15 protein-coding genes are annotated in these 18,385 nt (G+C 74.0%); 10 read left to right on the forward strand and 5 right to left on the reverse strand.

Translation table 11 applies throughout. From position 1 onward, the window contains the following. Positions 1–12: 12 nt before the first annotated feature. Complete coding sequence (locus tag AB0D93_RS21165; protein ID WP_362121411.1) at positions 13–1,104, reverse strand: LacI family DNA-binding transcriptional regulator; 1,092 nt, start codon at positions 1,102–1,104, stop codon at positions 13–15. Between the two features lie 215 nt (positions 1,105–1,319). Here AB0D93_RS21165 and AB0D93_RS21170 point away from each other — a divergent pair, with 215 nt between their 5' ends. Next, positions 1,320–2,210 (forward strand): hypothetical protein, encoded by an 891-nt coding sequence (locus AB0D93_RS21170; RefSeq protein ID WP_362121412.1) that lies wholly within the window; start codon positions 1,320–1,322, stop codon positions 2,208–2,210. A gap of 802 nt (positions 2,211–3,012) precedes the next feature. Here AB0D93_RS21170 and ligD read toward each other — a convergent pair. After that, the gene (gene ligD / locus AB0D93_RS21175) at positions 3,013–4,032 is read right to left on the reverse strand and encodes a non-homologous end-joining DNA ligase (protein ID WP_362121414.1); all 1,020 of its coding nucleotides are present in this window, start codon (positions 4,030–4,032) and stop codon (positions 3,013–3,015) included. 74 nt (positions 4,033–4,106) lie between these two features. Here ligD and AB0D93_RS21180 point away from each other — a divergent pair, with 74 nt between their 5' ends. Further along, positions 4,107–5,183: an ATP-dependent DNA ligase gene (locus tag AB0D93_RS21180; protein ID WP_362121416.1), complete on the forward strand. Its 1,077-nt coding sequence runs from the start codon at positions 4,107–4,109 to the stop codon at positions 5,181–5,183. A 17-nt stretch (positions 5,184–5,200) separates the two neighbouring features. Here the strand turns inward: AB0D93_RS21180 and AB0D93_RS21185 are convergent, their stop codons facing one another. Further along, positions 5,201–6,391, reverse strand: a complete 1,191-nt coding sequence (locus AB0D93_RS21185; protein WP_362121418.1) for a zinc-dependent alcohol dehydrogenase — start codon at positions 6,389–6,391, stop codon at positions 5,201–5,203. A 640-nt stretch (positions 6,392–7,031) separates the two neighbouring features. On the opposite strand from AB0D93_RS21185, the gene AB0D93_RS21190 reads away from it, so the two are divergent. Next, positions 7,032–8,021: a DUF3048 domain-containing protein gene (locus AB0D93_RS21190; RefSeq protein ID WP_362121420.1), complete on the forward strand. Its 990-nt coding sequence runs from the start codon at positions 7,032–7,034 to the stop codon at positions 8,019–8,021. A 19-nt stretch (positions 8,022–8,040) separates the two neighbouring features. Here the strand turns inward: AB0D93_RS21190 and AB0D93_RS21195 are convergent, their stop codons facing one another. Beyond that, complete coding sequence (locus AB0D93_RS21195; RefSeq protein WP_362121422.1) at positions 8,041–8,505, reverse strand: MarR family transcriptional regulator; 465 nt, start codon at positions 8,503–8,505, stop codon at positions 8,041–8,043. Between the two features lie 181 nt (positions 8,506–8,686). On the opposite strand from AB0D93_RS21195, the gene AB0D93_RS21200 reads away from it, so the two are divergent. The 7 genes from AB0D93_RS21200 (at position 8,687) to AB0D93_RS21230 (ending at position 14,974) form a co-directional block, all read left to right on the forward strand. Next, on the forward strand, positions 8,687–9,442 hold the full coding sequence (locus tag AB0D93_RS21200) for a CoA transferase subunit A (RefSeq protein ID WP_362121424.1): 756 nt from the start codon (positions 8,687–8,689) through the stop codon (positions 9,440–9,442). Next, positions 9,442–10,086 carry a 3-oxoacid CoA-transferase subunit B gene (locus AB0D93_RS21205; protein WP_362121425.1) on the forward strand — a complete coding sequence of 215 codons (645 nt, stop codon included), beginning with the start codon at positions 9,442–9,444 and terminating at the stop codon, positions 10,084–10,086. The genes AB0D93_RS21200 and AB0D93_RS21205 overlap by 1 nt, the downstream gene beginning before the upstream one ends. A 156-nt stretch (positions 10,087–10,242) precedes the next feature. Continuing rightward, positions 10,243–11,016, forward strand: a complete 774-nt coding sequence (pcaH, locus tag AB0D93_RS21210; protein WP_362121427.1) for a protocatechuate 3,4-dioxygenase subunit beta — start codon at positions 10,243–10,245, stop codon at positions 11,014–11,016. Between the two features lie 5 nt (positions 11,017–11,021). Then, positions 11,022–11,624: a protocatechuate 3,4-dioxygenase subunit alpha gene (gene pcaG / locus AB0D93_RS21215; RefSeq protein ID WP_362121429.1), complete on the forward strand. Its 603-nt coding sequence runs from the start codon at positions 11,022–11,024 to the stop codon at positions 11,622–11,624. Further along, positions 11,621–12,985: a 3-carboxy-cis,cis-muconate cycloisomerase gene (gene pcaB, locus AB0D93_RS21220; protein ID WP_362121431.1), complete on the forward strand. Its 1,365-nt coding sequence runs from the start codon at positions 11,621–11,623 to the stop codon at positions 12,983–12,985. Before pcaG ends, pcaB begins: the two co-directional genes overlap by 4 nt. Then, the gene (gene pcaD, locus AB0D93_RS21225; RefSeq protein WP_362121433.1) at positions 12,982–14,118 is read left to right on the forward strand and encodes a 3-oxoadipate enol-lactonase; all 1,137 of its coding nucleotides are present in this window, start codon (positions 12,982–12,984) and stop codon (positions 14,116–14,118) included. The genes pcaB and pcaD overlap by 4 nt, the downstream gene beginning before the upstream one ends. A 64-nt stretch (positions 14,119–14,182) precedes the next feature. Continuing rightward, on the forward strand, positions 14,183–14,974 hold the full coding sequence (locus AB0D93_RS21230; RefSeq protein ID WP_362121434.1) for an SDR family NAD(P)-dependent oxidoreductase: 792 nt from the start codon (positions 14,183–14,185) through the stop codon (positions 14,972–14,974). 8 nt (positions 14,975–14,982) lie between these two features. Here AB0D93_RS21230 and AB0D93_RS21235 read toward each other — a convergent pair whose 3' ends face one another. Further along, a complete protein-coding gene (locus tag AB0D93_RS21235; protein WP_362121436.1) occupies positions 14,983–17,667 on the reverse strand; it encodes an AAA family ATPase in 2,685 nt (894 codons plus the stop codon). Positions 17,668–18,385 lie beyond the last annotated feature (718 nt).

Genomic DNA, 18,385 nt, shown 5'->3' on the forward strand with positions numbered 1-18,385 from the left:
CGCAAGGGCGGGTCAGGCGGAGGCCCGTCGTATCAGCGTGGTCGGGAGGATCACGCCACCGGCGGGCGGCCCTGCCGTGGTCCCGGTCCGGTCGCGGCCCTCGGCCAGCCCGCGCAGCAGCAGGCGGGCCATCAGGCGGCCCATGTCCTCGATGTCCTGACGGACCGTCGTCAGCGGCGGGTCGGCCTCCATGGCGACGGGCAGCATGTCGTCGAAGCCGATCACGGCCACGTCCTCGGGCACCCGCCTCCCCCTCGCGCGCAGCACGCGCAGGGCACCGAGCGCGGTGAGGTCGTTGGCGGCGAACACGGCGTCCACGTCCGGGCAGCTGTCGAGGAGTCCGCGCATGGCCCGTTCGCCGCCGGCGGGGGTGAAGTCGCTCTCCACGACCAGCCGGGGATCGTCGCCACCGGGCACCTCGCCCATGACGTCCCGGTAGCCGTCGAGCCGGTCCACCGCCGAGGTCTGGTCCAGGGCGCCGGTGATGTGCGCGATGCGGGTGCGGCCGAGGCTCACCAGGTGCCGTACGGCCGCCCGCGCCCCGCCCCGGTTGTCGCAGTCGACGTACACCACGTCCGGGTCACCCCCGATGGGGTGCGGGGAGCGGCCCGCCCGGTCCGCGTCGCCCCAGTCGGGCCGGCCGCCGAACACGGTGGGCACACCGGCGTCATGGATGAGGCCGGGCAGCGGATCGTCGAGGTGCAGGGAGAACACGAGCGCCCCGTCGACATGGCCGCCGGCGAGATACCGGGCCACGCGCGCGTGGTCGTCACGGCCCTCGGTGAGCAGCAGCACCAGCTGGTTGTCGTGGGCGGTGAGTTCCTTGCTGATGCCACGCAGTTGCAGGGCGAAGAAGGGGTCGGCGAAGACGCGGGTCTCGGGCTCGGCGATGACGACCGCGACGGCGTCGTGCCGTCTGGTGACGAGGCTGCGCGCCGCCTGGTTGGGCACGTAACCCAGCTCCGCCACGGCCTGCCGGACCCGCTCGGCCAAGGACTCGCGCACCCCGTCGCCGCCGTTGACCACCCGCGACACGGTGGCCCGGGACACACCGGCCCGCGCGGCCACGGCCTCCAGCGTCGGACGCGACACTCCCTCGGTCACTTCGGGACTCCTCATCGGCGGCTGCCGGCCAGGATAACCGCGTGACGGGGACACCGCCGGTGCGCCGGCAACGCCTTCGGCCAGGCCGGGCGACGGACCCGCGGTGCTCCCCGGCCGGCCGTACCGGAGCGGGCGCCCCACGGCCCGCGCAAACGGCTTGCGCCCGACCGGCGGGCCAGGCGACGATCACCGTATGACGACCACGAGAAAGGCCCATGGCGGCTGACCGGCCCGAGACGCGGCTCGCGCCGTACACGCGGCTGCCGCGCGCCTACCACGACCACCACATCCTGCACAGCTCGGTCGACGCCCAAGGCCGGGCTCACTGGCTGCTCACCGAACACGCTCCTGGGCCCGGCAGCTCGGACGCGCCCAGCGACGTCCTGGTGGTGAGCGTGGGCGACGGCGCCCCGCAGGAGACGCAGCTGACCGCGGTGCTGCCCCGCCATCCGCGGATCGAGGCACTGCCCGACGGGGGCTTCCTGCTTCTGGCCCTCCGATCGCGTCCGGGCGACGAGCGACAGGTGCAGGTCTTCGACGCCTTCGGCCGTCCCACCCACGCCTTCCGGGTAGGGGACGGGGTCGAGCACCTCCTGGCGGACGAGACCGACGCGTTGTGGGTCGGCCACTTCGACGAGGGGGTCTACGGCAACGACGAGCTGAGCACGCCCGGCCTCAACCGCTGGAGCGCCACCGGCGAACGCCTGTGGTCGTACCGGCCGGTGCCCGGAGCGGACGCGATCTCCGACTGCTATGCGCTGAACGTGACCGGCCGGACGGCCTGGGCCTGCCCCTACACCGGCTTCCCGCTGCTGCGGATCGATCCGGCCGGTGCGGTCCGGGTGTGGCGGAATCCGGTGCGCGGTGCGGTCGGTCTCGCGGTGCGCGGTGGCCGGGTGGTGTTCTTCGGCGGGTACCGCGACGACCACGACCGGATCGCCGACTGCCGCCTGACCGGTGAGACCGTGGAGCTGGTGGCCCGGCAGCGGCTGTTGCGCCCCGACGGGGCCCCGCTCGGCCGCCGCAACCGGATCGTCTCCCGCGGTTCCCGGCTCTACGTCCAGGACGAGGCGGCCACCGAGTGGTGGGTCCTCGACCTCGTGTGAGCCACGGTCGGCCCGGAGCCGAAGGGCGGAGGGGAGGCCGCGGGTCGGTCCAGCAGGTCGATCGTCGCTCGCGGAAGCCGTCGCGCAGGGCGGTGAGACAGGCCGCGGGCTCGAGCACGGCCTCCAGCTGACCGCGGGTCAGCACACGGGTCGTCCCCGCATGATCCTCCGGTCACGGGCCGCGGTCAGGGGCGGGGTGCGTGCCCCCGCCCGCCGCAGCCGGCCCCGCGCCGGGGCGGTGGCCCCGGGCGGCCCGAACGCACCGCCCGGCCGCAGCCGGACGCGTGCCGCACGCTCAGCCGACCGCCGGGGTCGTCCGTGGCAGGGCGGGCAGGTCGTCCGCGTTGCCGGGGGCGGCGAGCCACGCGGCCAGGGGTAGTCGGGTGCCCTGCCGGTGGTCGTCGTGTGGGCGTGGACGGCCCGGACCAGTTCCGGTCGGTGGGTGAGCGCCTGGGCCGCGGACGACCCGGTCCGGGTCCGTCGCCGCGCCGCCGTCGCACTCGGCCAGCAGTGCCCGCGGAGCCGCGCCGTGGGGTGCGAGCCCGCGTCACCGGGGCCGGTGCGGGGAGGGGGACGCCCGCTGTCCACGCCGCGCTGCGGCACGGCCGGTGGGACGGCGGCACGCGTCTGGGGCAGCGTGGGGTACGGCGCGCCGGGGAATCCGTCGAACTCGTCGAGCACGCCCGCCTCCCTCGCGTCGCGAAGCCACGCCAAGTGCCCATCTGGCGAGGGCACTTGCTCCCGGCATCCCATCATCTCCCCCGCTCCGGCAGGCTTCGCGGCCCGGCACCGAGCGGCGCCCTCAGGTCGCCTCCTCCCGCCGGGCCCGGCTCGGCTGGACCCGTTTCGGTTCGCCGGGCATCTTCGGGTACTCCGGCGGGTACGGCAGATCGCCCAGGCCGTGGTCGTGTTCGTCGCGGCGGGCCAGCTCCAGCAGGGCGTCCAGGGAGTACGCGTGGTCGTCCATGTCGGCGTGCACGTCGCCGAGTTCGGCGAAGCGGGCCGGCATGGTGGCGAGGTCGAAGTCGGCCGGGCGCGCCACCCCGACCTCCTCCCAGCGCAGGGGCGCCGAGACGGGGGCGTTCGGGCGGGGGCGCACGGAGTAGGCGGAGGCGATGGTGCGGTCGCGGGCCGTCTGGTTGTAGTCGAGGAAGATGCGCCGGCCCCGCTCCTCCTTCCACCACTTGATGGTCACGTGGTCGGGCATCCGGCGTTCCATCTCCCGCCCGACGGCGATCGCGGCGCGGCGCACCTGGGTGAAGGTCCAGCGCGGTTCGATCGGGACGAAGACGTGCAGGCCGCGGCCGCCGGAGGTCTTCGGCCAGCCGCGCAGCCCACCGAACTCGTCCAGGACGGCGCGCAGTTCGTGGGCGGCGCGGACGGCGTCCGCGTAGTCGGTGCCGGGCTGCGGGTCGAGGTCGATGCGGAGCTCGTCGGGGCTGTCGACGTCCGTGGCGCGCACCGGCCACGGGTGGAAGGTGAGCGTGCCGTACTGGGCGGCCCAGACGACGGCGGCCTGCTCGGTGGGGCACATCTCGTCGGCGCTGCGGCCGCTGGGGAAGGTGATGTGGGCGGTGGGGATCCAGTCGGGCATGCCCTTCGGGGCCCGCTTCTGGAAGAACCACTCCCCGCCGACGCCGTCCGGGTAGCGCTCCAGGGTGGTGGGGCGGTTGCGCAGTGCGCGCAGGATGCCGGGGCCGACGGCGACGTAGTACCGCGCGAGGTCCAGCTTGGTGAAACCCCGTTCAGGGAAGAAGACCTTGTCCGGGCTGGACAGCCGTACGGTACGGCCGCCGGCCTCCAGTTCCACCGCAGCACCCATGCGGCCACGGTAGGCGCACCCCGCACGGCTCGCACACCGGGCGGCAGGGGAGGTGTGCGAGCAGAATCGGAGGCATGGATCTGCCGGTGATGCCGCCCGTGAAGCCCATGCTCGCCAAGTCCGTGGCGAAGATCCCGCCGGGCATGCACTACGAGGCCAAGTGGGACGGGTTCCGGGCGATCGTCTTCCGGGACGGGGCCGAGGTCGAGCTGGGCAGCCGTACCGGAAAGCCGTTGACCAGGTACTTTCCCGAGCTGGTGGCGGCGCTGAAGGAGCGGGTGCCCGAGCGGTGCGTGCTGGACGGGGAGATCGTGATCGCGCGGGAGGGACATCTGGACTTCGACGCGCTGACCGAGCGGATCCACCCGGCCGACTCCCGGGTGCGGATGCTGGCGGAGAGGACCCCGGCCTCCTTCGTCGCCTTCGATCTGCTCGCCCTGGACGACGAGTCACTGCTCGACGTGGAACTGACCGACCGCCGCGCCCTGCTGGAAAGGGCGCTCGCCGACGCGCCGCCGCCGGTGCACGTGGCACCCGCGACGACGGATCTCGACGTGGCGCACGAGTGGTTCGAGCAGTACGAGGGTGCCGGGCTCGACGGGGTCGTCGCCAAGCCGCTCACCCTGCGCTATCTCCAGGACGAGCGCGCCATGTTCAAGATCAAGCACGAGCGGACGGCGGACGTGGTGGTGGCCGGGTACCGCTTCCACAAGAGCGGTCCGGTGGTCGGCTCGCTGCTGCTGGGGCTGTACGACGACCGGGGCGGGCTCCAGCACGTGGGCGTGTCCGCCGCCTTCGCCATGAAGAAGCGGGCCGAACTGGTCGAGGAGCTGGAGCCGCTGCGCATGGACGACGTGGCCGGGCACCCGTGGGCGGCCTGGTCGGACGAGACCGCCCATGAGACGGCCCGGCTGCCGGGTGCGCCGAGCCGCTGGTCCGGCAAGAAGGACCTGTCCTGGGTGCCGCTGCGTCCGGAGCGGGTCGCCGAGGTGGCCTACGACCACATGGAGAACGGGCAGCGCTTCCGGCACACCGCCCGCTTCCGCCGCTGGCGTCCGGACCGCACGCCGGAGAGCTGCACGTACGCCCAGCTGGAGGAGCCGGTGCGCTACGACCTGGCGGAGATCCTCGGCGAGAAGGACCGCGGCTGAGGCCGGCCGGCCCGGTCCTACGGCTGCATGATGATCTTGATGGCGCCGTCCTGCTTGTGCTGGAACATGTCGTAGGCGTGCGCTGCCTCGGCGAGCGGCATCCGGTGGGTGGCGAAGTCCTCGACGCCCAGCGGGTCCTCGTCGGTCAGGTACGGCATGATCTCGTCGCTCCAGCGGCGGACGTTGGCCTGGCCCATGCGCAGCTGGATCTGCTTGTCGAACAGGGTGAGCATCGGCATCGGGTCGGCCATGCCGCCGTACACACCGCTCAGCGAGATGGTGCCGCCGCGCCGGACCAGGTCGATCGCCATGTGGAGCGCGGCGAGCCGGTCGACGCTGAAGCGTTCGGCGAGGGGCCCGCTGAGCTTGCGGGGCAGCATCCCGGTGGCCGTCTGGGCGAGCTTGGCGGCGGCGCTGCCGTGGGCCTCGGTGCCGACGGCGTCGATCACGGCGTCCGGGCCGCGGCCGCCGGTCGCGTCGTGGATGGCGTGGACCAGCGCCTTCTCGTCGTCGAAGGCCCTGAGGTCGTAGGTCTCCACGCCGTCCCGGTCGGCACGGGCGAGCCGTTCGGGCACCAGGTCGATGCCGAACACGCGCTCGGCGCCGCGGGCCTTGGCGATCCGGCACGCCATGTCACCGATCGGGCCGAGGCCGAGGACGGCGAGGGTGCCGCCGGGCGGGACGCCCGCGTACTCGACGGCCTGCCAGGCGGTGGGCAGTACGTCGGAGAGGTAGACGAAACGGTCGTCCGGCGGGCCCTCGGGCACCTTCATCGGCCCGAACTGCGCCTGGGGCACCCGCAGATACTCGGCCTGGGCACCGGGCACGGCGCCGTACAGGCGGGTGTAGCCGAACAGGGCGGCACCCATGCCCTCGCCGGTGACCTGGGTGGTCTCGCACTGGGTCGGCAGTCCGGTGAGACACATCCAGCAGGTGCCGCACGCGATCTGGAACGGCACCACGACCCGGTCCCCGGCCTTGAGGTCCGGCACTCCGGGGCCGACCTCCTCGACGATGCCCATCGGTTCGTGCCCGAGGATGTCGCCCGGTGTCATGAACGGGGTGAGGACCTCGTACAGGTGCAGGTCCGAGCCGCACAGCCCGGTGGACGTGATGCGGATGACGGCGTCGGTGGGCTCCTCGATCCGCGGGTCGGGCACGTCCTCGACGCGGACGTCCCGCCTGCCGTGCCAGGTGACTGCCTTCATGGGTCCCGCTCCCTCGGTCGCGTGGGCGTTTCGCGGTGGCGCCCGGGTACCCCCGCCCACCTGCACCGAACCCCTCACTCCGACCCGGCCGCCGACTTCCCGGCGCCGCGCCCCGCCAGCGAGTCCGGCCCGTGGAAGGCGGCGCCGAGCGGCCACGATCCACCGGGGGATCCGGCCCGGCGAGGGGCCGATCCGGCGGAGACTCCGGGCCGCCGGCGCCCCGGCCGGCCGGAGGCCCCGACCCGCGGGAGGCCGTGGCCCGGCACGCCCTCATCCGCCGAAGGCCACCGAAGGCCACCGAAGGCCACCGAAGGCCACCGACCAGGCAAAGGCAACACCCCGCCGAGGTCCTCGATCCGCGCCGGGCCGCGCCCCGCCGGGACCCCGGTTCGGGTTCGGCCCCCGTTGACGGCTCGACTCCGGCGGCAGGCGGGGGGCTGCCCGTCCGCGGGCGGGCTGCCGGTCTTCGCCCGTAGCCGCACGCGCCCGGTCTCGCCGCTCCCCGGTCTCGCCGCTCCCCGGAGTCGTCCCGGGCACCCGTTCGGCCCACGGAACGCGCATGGCCGTAAACGTTCGGGTATGGCCAGCGATGAGCCGATGAGCGCACAATCAGACAAAAGAACGGGGTGCCAGGGTGGGCATGGGACACAGAGCGCGCACGCGACGCGCGGTACTGACGGCGGCCGTACTGGCCACCACGCTGACCGTCTCCCTCACGGCCGGCTGTAGCCACCGCGGCCGGGACGACGACCGCGCCCCGCAGCACACCCCCACCCCGACGCCCACGGCACCTCCGGCGCCGGCGCCCGCGGTCGCCGGTTCGCCGCTCGCCGTGAAGATCGACAACGTGCCGGCGGCCCGCCCGCAGACCGGGCTCGGCGCGGCGGACGTGGTGTACGCCGAGCAGGTGGAGGGCGGTCTGAGCCGGCTGATGGCGGTGTACGCGACCCGGCTCCCGGCAACCGTCGGACCGGTCCGCAGCGCCCGCGAGTCCGATCTGGAGCTGCTGCACCAGTTCCATCGGCCGACGCTCGCCTTCTCCGGTGCCCAGCACAAGCTGCTGCCGCTGATCGGCAGGGCTCCGCTGCGGGCCGAGTCCCCCGACCGGGCCCCGGCCGCCTACTACCGGGGCGCGGGCAGGGCCGCCCCGCACAACCTCTATCTCCACCCCGCCCGGTTGCTGCCGTCACCCCCCGGCAAGGCGGCGCTGACGACCGGCTTCAGCTACGGCCCGGCCCCGTCCGGCGGTACCCCCACGACCTCGCGCACCGTCCGCTACCCGGCCGCCCGCTTCACCTTCACCTGGTCCGCCGGGCGGCACGGCTGGCTGGTCGCGATGGACGGCACGCCCACCGTGACGACGGACAGCGGGCGGGTGGTGGCGGCGACGGTCGTCGTGCAGCACGTGCGGATCCACAGCTCCCGGTACCACGACGCGCTCGGCAATCACACGCCGTACACCGAGACGGTCGGCTCGGGCAAGGCCGAGGTGCTGCGCGACGGCCGGTCGTTCGCGGCCTCCTGGTCGCGGCCGGCCGCGACGGGCGGGACGACGTTCACGGCGGCGGACGGCAGCCGCATGAACTTCGCCGACGGACCGGTGTGGGTGGTGTTCGCACCGGCGCCGTGATCCGCCGTACAGGCCCGGTTCAGCCCCGCGCCGCCAGCGGTTCGGCCGGGTTGCGCAGGCCCTCGGCCGCGTCCGCGACCCGGCGGATCAGGTCGAGGAACACGGTCTGCTCCTCGGCGGACAGCGGCGCGAGGAAGACCTGGTTCATCCGGGCGGTGCGCACCGTCAGCTTGCGGTGGGTGCGCAGGCCGTCGTCGGTCAGGCGGAGCAGGAAACGCCGGCCGTCCTGCGGGTCGCGCACCTTGGTGAGCAGCCCGCGGCGGCCGAGCCGGCTGATGACCTCGGCGATGGTGGAGCGGTCCAGGCCCACCCGCTCCCCCACGGTCCGCTGATCGAGGCCCGGCTCGGCGACGAGCGCGTTCATGACCGCGAACTGCGGCGAGGTGATCTCCTCGGAGACCATCGTGTTCCACAGCAGGTAGTGCGCCTGCTGGAGCCGCCGGGCCAGGTGCCCGGGGTGGGTGGTGAGGTCCACCGCGGCCATGTGCACCCCCTGATCACTTCGTTGGTGCACTGAACGATACCCGCCCGGCGGACCTCATGTCTTCCGCGGAAATCGCAAAGAGTCCATGCCTTGACGGGCATCCCCTGCGGTGGCAGCGTGTGAAACGTCTCGCTGAAATACTCAGTGCGCTGATTAACTGCGCGGAGATGGGGCTTCACGGATGGACAAGGTGGTCGCCACGGCCCTGGAGGCGGTGGCCGATGTCCCGGACGGCGCGTCCCTCGCGGTGGGCGGGTTCGGGCTGAGCGGTGTGCCGAACGTGCTGATCGAGGCGCTGTACGAGCGCGGGGTCGGCGCGCTGAGCGTGGTGTCGAACAACTGCGGGGCGATGGAGTCGGGTCTCGCGGTGCTGCTGGCGGCGGGGCGGATCGCCCGGGTGACCGGTTCCTACATCGGTGGGAACAAGGAGTTCGCCCGCCAGTATCTGGGGGGCGAGCTGGAGCTGGAGCTGATCCCCCAGGGCACGCTGGCCGAGCGGCTGCGGGCGGGCGGTGCCGGTATCCCCGCCTTCTACACACCGGCCGGAGTGGGCACCCAGGTCGCCGAGGGCGGGCTGCCGTGGCGTTACGACGGCGAGGGCGGGGTCGCGCTGGCCTCGCCCCCGAAGGAGGTACGCGAGTTCGACGGCGCCGAGTACGTACTGGAGCGGGCCATCCGTACCGACTTCGCGCTGGTCAGGGCCGCACGGGGCGACCGGCACGGCAATCTGGTGTTCAACAGGTCCTCGCGGAACTTCAACCCGCTGGCGGCGATGGCCGGGAGGGTCACGATCGCCGAGGTGGAGGAGTTGGTCGAGCCGGGAGCGATCGACCCGGACGCGGTGCACCTGCCGGGCGTCTTCGTGCAGCGGGTCGTGGCACTGACCCCGCGGCAGGCGGCGGACAAGCGGATCGAGCGTCGGACGGTGAGCAGCTGATGGCCTGGGCGCGTGAGGAGATCGCCGCCCGCGCGGCGCGTGAACTGCGCGACGGGCAGTACGTCAATCTCGGCATCGGCCTGCCCACGCTGATCCCGAACCACCTGCCGCCGGGTGTGGAGGTGGTCCTGGAGTCGGAGAACGGGATCCTGGGCACCGGGCCGTACCCGACGGACGACCAGGTCGACCCGGATCTGATCAACGCCGGCAAGGAGACGGTGACGGTGCTGCCGGGCGCGTCCTTCTTCGACTCGGCGCTGTCGTTCGCGATGATCCGCGGGGGGCACATCGACGTCGCCGTCCTCGGCGCGATGCAGGTGTCCGCCGGCGGCGACCTGGCCAACTGGGCGGTGCCGGGGAAGCTGGTGACGGGGATCGGCGGGGCGATGGACCTGGTGCACGGGGCCCGTCGGGTGATCGTGGTGATGACGCACACCGCGAAGGACGGCTCGGCGAAGATCGTCAAGGAGTGCACGCTGCCGCTCACCGGCAAGACGTGTGTGAACCGGATCATCACCGACCTTGCGGTGCTGGACGTCACCGAGCGGGGTCTCGCCCTGGTGGAGACCGCGCCCGGCGTGACTGTCGACGACGTCGTCGCCCGCACCGACGCGGAACTGACCATCCCGGCGAAGCTGCTGTGAACCCGGTCAACAAGGTGAACGCGGACTACGCCGTCGACACCGCCCGCCACGACACCGATCCGGCCGGCGCCGGCGTCCGCCGAGGCCTCGCCCTCGCCCTCGTCCCGGACCGCTAGGACTCCGTCCTCGAACGCCAAGGAAGCATCAGGTACCCCCATGGCTCTCACCCAGCAGGACATCGACCTCGAGATCGCCGCCCAGCACGCCGCGTACGAGAAGCGCGTCGCCGACGGCGCCCCCGTCGAGCACCACCCGAGCCGCGACTACGCGCCCTACCGCTCCTCGCTGCTCCGCCACCCCAAGCAGCCCCTGGTCGCCATCGACACGGTTCAGGACCCCGAACTCGTCGAGCTGCACTCCCCCGCCTTCGGGGAGCGCGACGTCACCGGGATCGACAACGATCTCACCCGGCACCACCGGGGCGAGCCGATCGGTGAGCGCATCACCGTCTCCGGCCGGCTGCTGGACCGCGACGGGCGCCCGGTGCGCGGCCAGCTGATCGAGATCTGGCAGGCCAACTCCGCCGGCCGCTACGCCCATCGGCGCGAGCAGCACGACGCCCCGCTCGACCCGAACTTCACCGGCGTCGGCCGCACCCTCACCGACGCCGAGGGGCGCTACCACTTCACCACCATCCAGCCCGGCCCCTACCCGTGGCGCAACCACGTGAACGCGTGGCGCCCCGCCCACATCCACTTCTCGGTGTTCGGCACGGCGTTCACCCAGCGGCTGGTGACGCAGATGTACTTCCCGAACGACCCGCTCTTCCCGTACGACCCGATCCTGCAGTCGGTGACGGACGACGCGGCCCGGCAGCGGCTGATCGCCACCTACGACCACAATCTGTCGGTGCCGGAGTTCTCGCTCGGCTACCAGTGGGACATCGTGCTGGACGGCCCGGCCGCCACCTGGACCGAGGAAGGACACTGACCGCCATGACGACGACCGACACGAGCATCCCGGAGCAGGTGCTGCCCACCCCGTCCCACACGGTCGGGCCCTTCTACGGTTACGCCCTGCCCTTCCGCGGCGGCGAGGAGATCGCGCCGCTCGGCCATCCGGACACGATCACCGTCCACGGGTACGTCCTGGACGGCGAGGGCAGGCCGCTGCCGGACGCACTCGTCGAGCTGTGGGGCCCGCACCCCGACGGTACCGTCCCACAGGTGGACGGCTCCCTCCGGCGCGATCCGGCCACCGGCGGGTATCTCGGCCGCAACGGCGTGGAGTTCACCGGCTGGGGCCGGATCCAGACCGACGCCGACGGCCACTGGTACGCCCGTACGCTCCGCCCGGGCGCCCGCGGGGACAACGCCCCCTACCTCAGCGTCTGTGTCTTCGCGCGCGGTCTGCTCGTGCACCTGTTCACCCGGATCTATCTGCCGGGCGACGAGGCCGTGCTCGCCGCCGATCCACTGCTCGCCCGGGTGGGCGACCGGCGCGACACCCTGATCGCGGGCGACGAGGGCGCGGGCACCTACCGTTTCGACATCCGCCTCCAGGGCGAAGGCGAGACGGTCTTCCTGGAGTACCGGTGACCCGGCCGCCCTTCGGACGGGAGGCGCCCCCGGACGACGGCGACACCGGCCTGCTCGCCCCCGGGTGGGCCGGCTCCCCGGCCGCTCGGGCGACCGGTGACAGCGCCTACCTGCGGGCCCTGCTGGACGCCGAGGCCGCGCTGACGCGCGCGCAGGCCGCGCTGGGCCTCGCCCCGGCCGGGGCCGCCGAGGCGGTGACCGGGGCGGCCGACGCCGCCCGGTTCGACGTGCGTTCCCTCGCCGAACGCGCCCGCGCGGGCGGCAACCCGGTCATCCCGCTCGTCGCCGACCTCACCGCGGCGGTGGGTGAGCCGTACGGCCCCTATGTGCACCGGGGAGCGACCAGCCAGGACATCCTGGACACCGCCACCATGCTGGTCGCCGCGCGCACCCTGGACCTGGTCCGCGCCGGTCTCGACCGCACCGAGCGCGCGCTGGCCCGGCTGGCCGCCGCGCACCGGGACACACCGATGCCGGGCCGTACGCTCACCCAGCACGCGGTGCCGACGACGTTCGGCCTGAAGGCGGCCGGCTGGCGTTCGCTGGTCCTGGACGCCCGGGACCGCAGCACCCGGGTGCGTGCCACACTGCCCGTCCAACTCGGCGGCGCCGCCGGGACGTTGGCCGCCTTCGAGGCGTACGGCGCCCGGGACGCGGCCGAGCTGACCACGGCGTACGCCCGTGAGGTCGGGCTGGCCGCACCGACCTTGCCCTGGCACGCCCTACGCACTCCCGTCGCCGACCTGGCCGGCTGTCTGGCCTTCACGGCCGGAGCCCTGGGCAGGATCGGGGAGGACGTGCTGGCGCTGTCGCGCACGGAGACCGGCGAGGTGACCGAGGGCAGCGGCGGCGGTTCGTCCGCCATGCCGCACAAGGCCAACCCCGTGCGCGCCACCCTCCTTTCGGCCGCCGCGCGCCGCGCCCCGCAGCTCGCGGCCACGCTCTACGGCTGCCTCGCCGCCCCGGACGAACGGCCGGCGGGCGCCTGGCACGCCGAATGGGAACCGCTGCGCGACCTGCTCCGGCTGACCGGCGGCGCGGCCCGGGACGCGGCCGACCTCGCCGAGGGGCTGCGCGTGCACGCCGAGGCCATGCGCCGCGACCTGGACCTCACCCGGGGACTGGTCGTCTCCGAGCGGCTGTCCGCCGCCCTGGCACCCCGTCTCGGCCGCGCCCGGGCCAGGGAGCTGCTCACCGAAATCGCCCGGCGCACCCACACCGAGGGCCGGCAGCTGGCCGAAATTCTGGCCGAGCAGCCGGAGTTGAAGGATCTCGACCTGGACCTGACCGACCTCGCCGACCCGGCCCACTACACCGGTTTCGCCGGTTTCCTCACCGACCGTGCCCTGGAGCGACGTTGACCGCACCACTTCTCAACCGTCTGGAAGAAGGCCCGGCCTCCGCTCCCCCGCTGCTGCTGGGTCCGTCGCTGGGCACCTCGTACGCCCTGTGGGACGCGGTCGCGCCCGAACTGTCGGCCGGTCACCGCGTGGTGCGCTGGGACCTGCCGGGCCACGGGGGGTCGGCGCCGGACCTCATCGGGCCGGGCGCGACCGTCGGCGACCTCGCCGCGCTGGTGCTGGCCCTCGCCGACGCGCTCGGCATCGACCGGTTCGCCTACGCGGGCGTCTCCCTCGGCGGCGCCGTCGGCCTCCATCTGGCCGTGCACCACCCCGACCGGCTGACCTCCCTGGCGGTGCTGTGCTCCTCCGCCCACTTCGGCGGCGGCACGGCCTGGCGGGAACGGGCCGAACGGGTGCGCCGGGAGGGCGTGGAGTGGCTGGTGGAGAGCGCCGACGCACGCTGGTTCACCCCCGGGTTCACCGTGCCCGGGCTGGTCCGGGACCAGCGGGAGGCCGACCCGGCGGCGTACGCCGCCTGCTGCGACGCGCTCGCCGCGTTCGACCTGCGCGAACGGCTCGGCGAGATCGCCGTACCGACGCTCCTCGTGGCGGGCAGGCAGGATCCCGCGACACCGCCCCCGCATCTGCGGGAGATCGCCGACGCCGTGCCCGGTTCGACGCTGGTGGAGCTGCCGGGCGCCTCCCATCTGGCGCCCGCCGAGTGCCCGCGGGCCGTGCTGACCGCGCTGCGCACCCAGCTCGACGGTCCGCCGGCGAGCGGGATGGCGGTGCGCCGGGAGGTGCTGGGTGACGCGCACGTGGACCGGGCCCAGGCCCGGCAGACCCCGTTCACCGCCCGGTTCCAGGACTTCATCTCCCGCTACGCCTGGGGCGAGATCTGGACCGATCCGACGCTGTCCCGGCGCGAGCGCAGCATGATCACCCTGACCGCGCTGGTCGCCCACGGCCACGACGAGGAGCTGGCGATGCACGTCCGGGCGGCGCGCCGCAACGGGCTGACGCAGGAGGAGATCGGCGCGGTGCTGCTGCAGACCGCCGTGTACTGCGGGGTGCCGGCCGCCAACTCCGCCTTCGCGACGGCCCGGCGGGTCCTTGCCGAGGAGGACGGGGAAGTCCAGGGCCGAGGGTGACCCCCTTGGTCGTAGCGTCAACAGCACCCCCCTTCCGGCGCCGGGCCGTGCCTAGGGTGGAAGCATGTCCACGATTCTGATCACCGGTGCCACCTCCGGGCTCGGCCGGTACGTCGCCTTCGAGTTGGTCCGCTCCGGCCATGTCGTCCTCGCCCACGGCCGCGACCAGGCGCGCACCGAGCGGCTGGTCGCGGAGCTGCGGACCGAGGGCGAGGCGGAGGGCTTCGTCGCCGACCTGGCCCGCCTCGCCGAGGTGCGCGAGCTGGGCGCCCGGGTCGCCGAGGCGCATCCCGGCCTCGCCGTGCTGATCAACAACGCGGGGGTCGGCGGCGGCACGCCCGGTTCCGGGCGGGAGCTGAGCGCCGACGGCCACGAACTGCGGCTCGCCGTGAACTATCTCGCGCCCGTCGTCCTCACCCGGTCCCTGCTGCCGGTCCTGCGGGCCCATGCGTCCGCCCGGATCGTGAACGTCGGCTCGGCCGGCCAGGAACCCCTCGACGTCGCCGACCCGGAGCTCACCCGCGGCTACAGCGGCATGTCGGCGTACTGCCGCAGCAAGTTCGCCCTCGCCGCGCACACGTTCACGCTCGCCGGGGAACTCGCGGACAGCGGGGTGGCGGTCAACGTCCTGCACCCGGCCACCTTCATGGACACGGCGATGGTCCGGGAGAGCGCCATCGCCCCGTGGAACTCGGTCGCCGACGGCGCACCGGGTGTCCTCGCGCTGGCCACACAGGAGCTGGGCAGCGGGGGCTACTACGACGGCACCCGGCCGGCCAGGGCGCACGAGGAGACGTACGACCCGGAGGTGCGCAAGCGGCTCGCGGCCGTCACGGAGCAGTTGCTCACGGTGTGAGGCACCCCCTACCGCAGTCCCCGCCCGGTCTCCAGCACCTCCCTCGCCTGGGCCACGAGCCCCTCCGCGCCGCAGGCCCGGGCGAGGTCCAGGCCCCGGCCCAGTTCCGCGACGGAGCGGGCGGCGATGCCGTACTCGACGCGGGCCGCCGCGTGTTCGTACTGGCAGGGCGAGGCCTCCAGGTAGGTGACGGCCTGCGCGGCGAGCTGTGCGGCACGGCCGCCCGTCTCCAGGGCGGCGGCACAGCGCAGGGCCTCGCCGATGGCGGTGTCCGTGCCGAAGCGCTCGGCCTGGCGGCGGGCGTCGGCGGCGAGCTGCGCGGCACGGGCCGGGTCCTGGTCGGCGAGGGCCTTGGCGAGGTCGATGGACCAGGGCGAGAGGACCGGGTTGTGGCCGCCGCGCGAGGCGGCCGTCTTCTCGGCGGCCTCCAGCTCGTTGACGCCCTCCTCGGTGCGGCCGACGGCGAGCAGCAGCCGGCCGCGCACGCAGCGGATGTCGGGCAGCACGATCGTGGAGGGGTAGGGCGGCGCGAAGCCGTACTGCTCGGCGATCGACCAGGCCTCGTCGACGCGGCCACGGGCCAGCAGGGTGTCCACCAGTCCGCAGGTAGCCGACCAGTACAACGGCAGCCGGCGGCCCACGCGTTCGGCGAGGACCAGGGCCTCGCGCAGGGTGGACTCGGCGTCGCGCAGCCGGCCCTGCCTGCGGTAGGCCAGCCCGAGGAAGGCGTTGGCGAGGGAGAGGTGGCCGCCGCGCCAGCCGACGGTGGTGTAGGCGCGCAGGGCCTCGGCGAAGAGGCTCTCGGCGCGGTCGAGCCGGTCGGCGTAGGCGTACGCGCTGCCGAGCATCATCAGCAGCTCCATGCCCCACTCCTGGTCGGTCCAGCCGAGGCCGGGTGCCAGCCGGCCGTTGACCAGGGCGCGGTCGCACAGTTGGAGGACCTCGTCGGCGCTCTCGCCGTGCGTCATGGCGTCGAAGCCGCGCAGGATGAGCAGGGCGCGTTCGGCGTTGTCACGGCCGGTGCAGATGCTCGCGAGTTCGGCCAGGCGCCGAGAGCGGGCCGGGGAGACGGTCTCGCCGTGGATGCCCTCCCACATGAACTGCACGGCCTGCAGCCGCATCCTGACGGGTCCGGGTTCGTGCCGGGCGGCCTCCGCCTCGACCGTGCGGACGGCCTCCTCCAGCTGGTCGTTGTGGAGCAGGGCCTGGGAGAGCCGGACCACCGCGTCCACCCGCCGCTCGCCGTCGAGCCCGGGGATGCCGAGGGCGTACTGGAGGTGGTCGATGGTGACGGCGGGTGCCGTGAGCAGGGTGGCACAGCCGAGTTCGAACAGCACGTGGGCGTGGACCTCGGGGAGCGGCGGCTCCTGCAGGGCGCGTTCGAGGCAGGTCCGGGCCGCGTCGGGGGCGCCGACGGCGAGGTGCTCGCGGGCGGCCTCGCGCAGCTGCTCGACGAGTTCCTCGTCGCCGTCCGGGTGCACCTTCAGCAGGTGCCGGGCGGCCTGGACGGCACCGCGACCCAGCTCGGTGATGAGCTGGGCGGCGACGCCGTGCATGGCGGTGCACACGCCGGACGGGATGGAGTTGTAGACGTCGGTGGCGATGAGCGGATGGACGAACTCCAGCTCGCCCTCCTCGCGTTCGACGCCGGACGCGGGGTCGGGTTCGGTGAGGATGCGGGCGGCGCACAGCAGTTCGGCGCAATGCCGGGCGACGGCTTCGTCCATGGTGGCGAGGCGGGCGACCATGTCGACGGTGATGCCGGTGCCGAGGATGGCGGCCGCCCAGGCGAACTGGGTGGCCTCCAGGCCGAGCCCCTTGAGCCGGTCGACCAGTCCGCCGCCGCGGGCGGCACGGTTCAGGGCGCGCAGTTCGCCGGCCCGGGACTCCACCGGCGGCAGTTCGCTGTCCTGCACCTTGGCGAGGAGCTCGGTGGTCTCGTAGGGGTTGCCCGCGGTGACGGCCCAGACCTCGCGGCAGAACGCGTCGTCGGCCTGCCGGCCGAGGGCGGCGCGGGTGAGGCCGGCGGCCGCGTCGGGGGTGAGGGCCCGCAGGGTGCTGACGGGGCTGCCCGCGGCTGCGGCCACCGCGTCGAGGTGGCGGGCGCTGTCGCCGCTGACCTCGCCGGGGCGGCGGGCGACCACGACCAGGACGGAGAGGTCGTCCAGGCGTTCGGCGAACGCGGCGAGCCAGCGCAGGGTCTCCTGGTCGGCCCAGTGCGCGTCGTCGATCAGCAGCACGAGCGGCCACTCGCGGCGGGCTAGCCGGCGTACGGCGGCGACGAGTCCGTCGCACACGTACTGCGGGTCGGCGCTGCCCTCCTGCGGGTCGGCTATGCCGAGGGCGGGGCCGGCGATGTCGTACCAGTCGCCGAGGTACTCGCGGGCCTCCTCGGGCAGTAAGGACAGCAGCCCGGGCTGGAGCAGTTGCCGCACCACGTTGAACGGGACGGACCTCAGGGTCTCCGCGCCGCGCGCGGACCACACGGTGCAGCCGCGGCGTTCCGCGATGCGGCGCGTCTCGGCCAGCAGCGCGGTCTTGCCGAGCCCCGCCTCGCCGCGGATGACCAGCAGGCTGCCCGCGGAGGACTGGTCGGCGCACAGGAGGTCGAGTGCCTGCGCGACGGCGGCGATCTCCGCGTCCCGCTCCCACAGGGCAGCCGAGCCGGCCGTCGGCGGCCGTACCTCCGTCATCCCGATACCTCCCCAGGTCGCCCGAATGACGTACTGAACACGAGCGTAGCCGTCCGGTGCGACGTCCGGTGGCCGGTCGGGGCAGCTGTTGCCCCGCCGGGTGAAAGTGGGTGCGGTCAGGCGACGCACACGCGCCCAGAGCAGCCGGTCAGCAGCGGACGGAGCGTCAACCACCACGACTTCGCCGAGTGGTACGCCGTCGGGGCGGATGGCGAATCATGGGGCAGGATGAGGCAGTTGACGGTTCGTCAGGGGTGGATCCGACGACCAGCGCGGCCGACCTGTTGTCGCCCGCCGACCGGGCATGGCGACTGCCCCGAACCGCGCGGCCCCGCCCCTGCGGTCACGCCGGACGGCACTACGGCCAAGGGCACCGGGCCGGGCCGTGCGATTCGGAGCTCGGTGGCGGGCGTACCGGGCGACCGGCTGGACCCGGAGCCGCACCGGGCGCGGCCGGAGCCGGAGCCGACAGGCGGGCGGGCCGCCGCTGCACGCCGGGTGCCCGCGGCCGACCTGGCCGTCCGCGGCGAAGGGCGGGCGTCGGCGAGCCCCGGCCCGGCGGTGGCCGGGTGGTGACGGAGGCGGTGTGGTCCGCCGGCGGGACCAGGGCGACCGCGTCCGGCCGGGGACGTCCGTATTCCGGAGCCGGCCAGGAGCCTTGGGAGCCGCTCGCGCCCGCCGGTGCGCGCCGCACACCGCCGATGCCGTTCCCGGCGGA

Origin of the sequence: Streptomyces sp. NPDC048191 (genome assembly GCF_040652655.1) — a bacterium.
Lineage (GTDB): Bacteria > Actinomycetota > Actinomycetes > Streptomycetales > Streptomycetaceae > Streptomyces.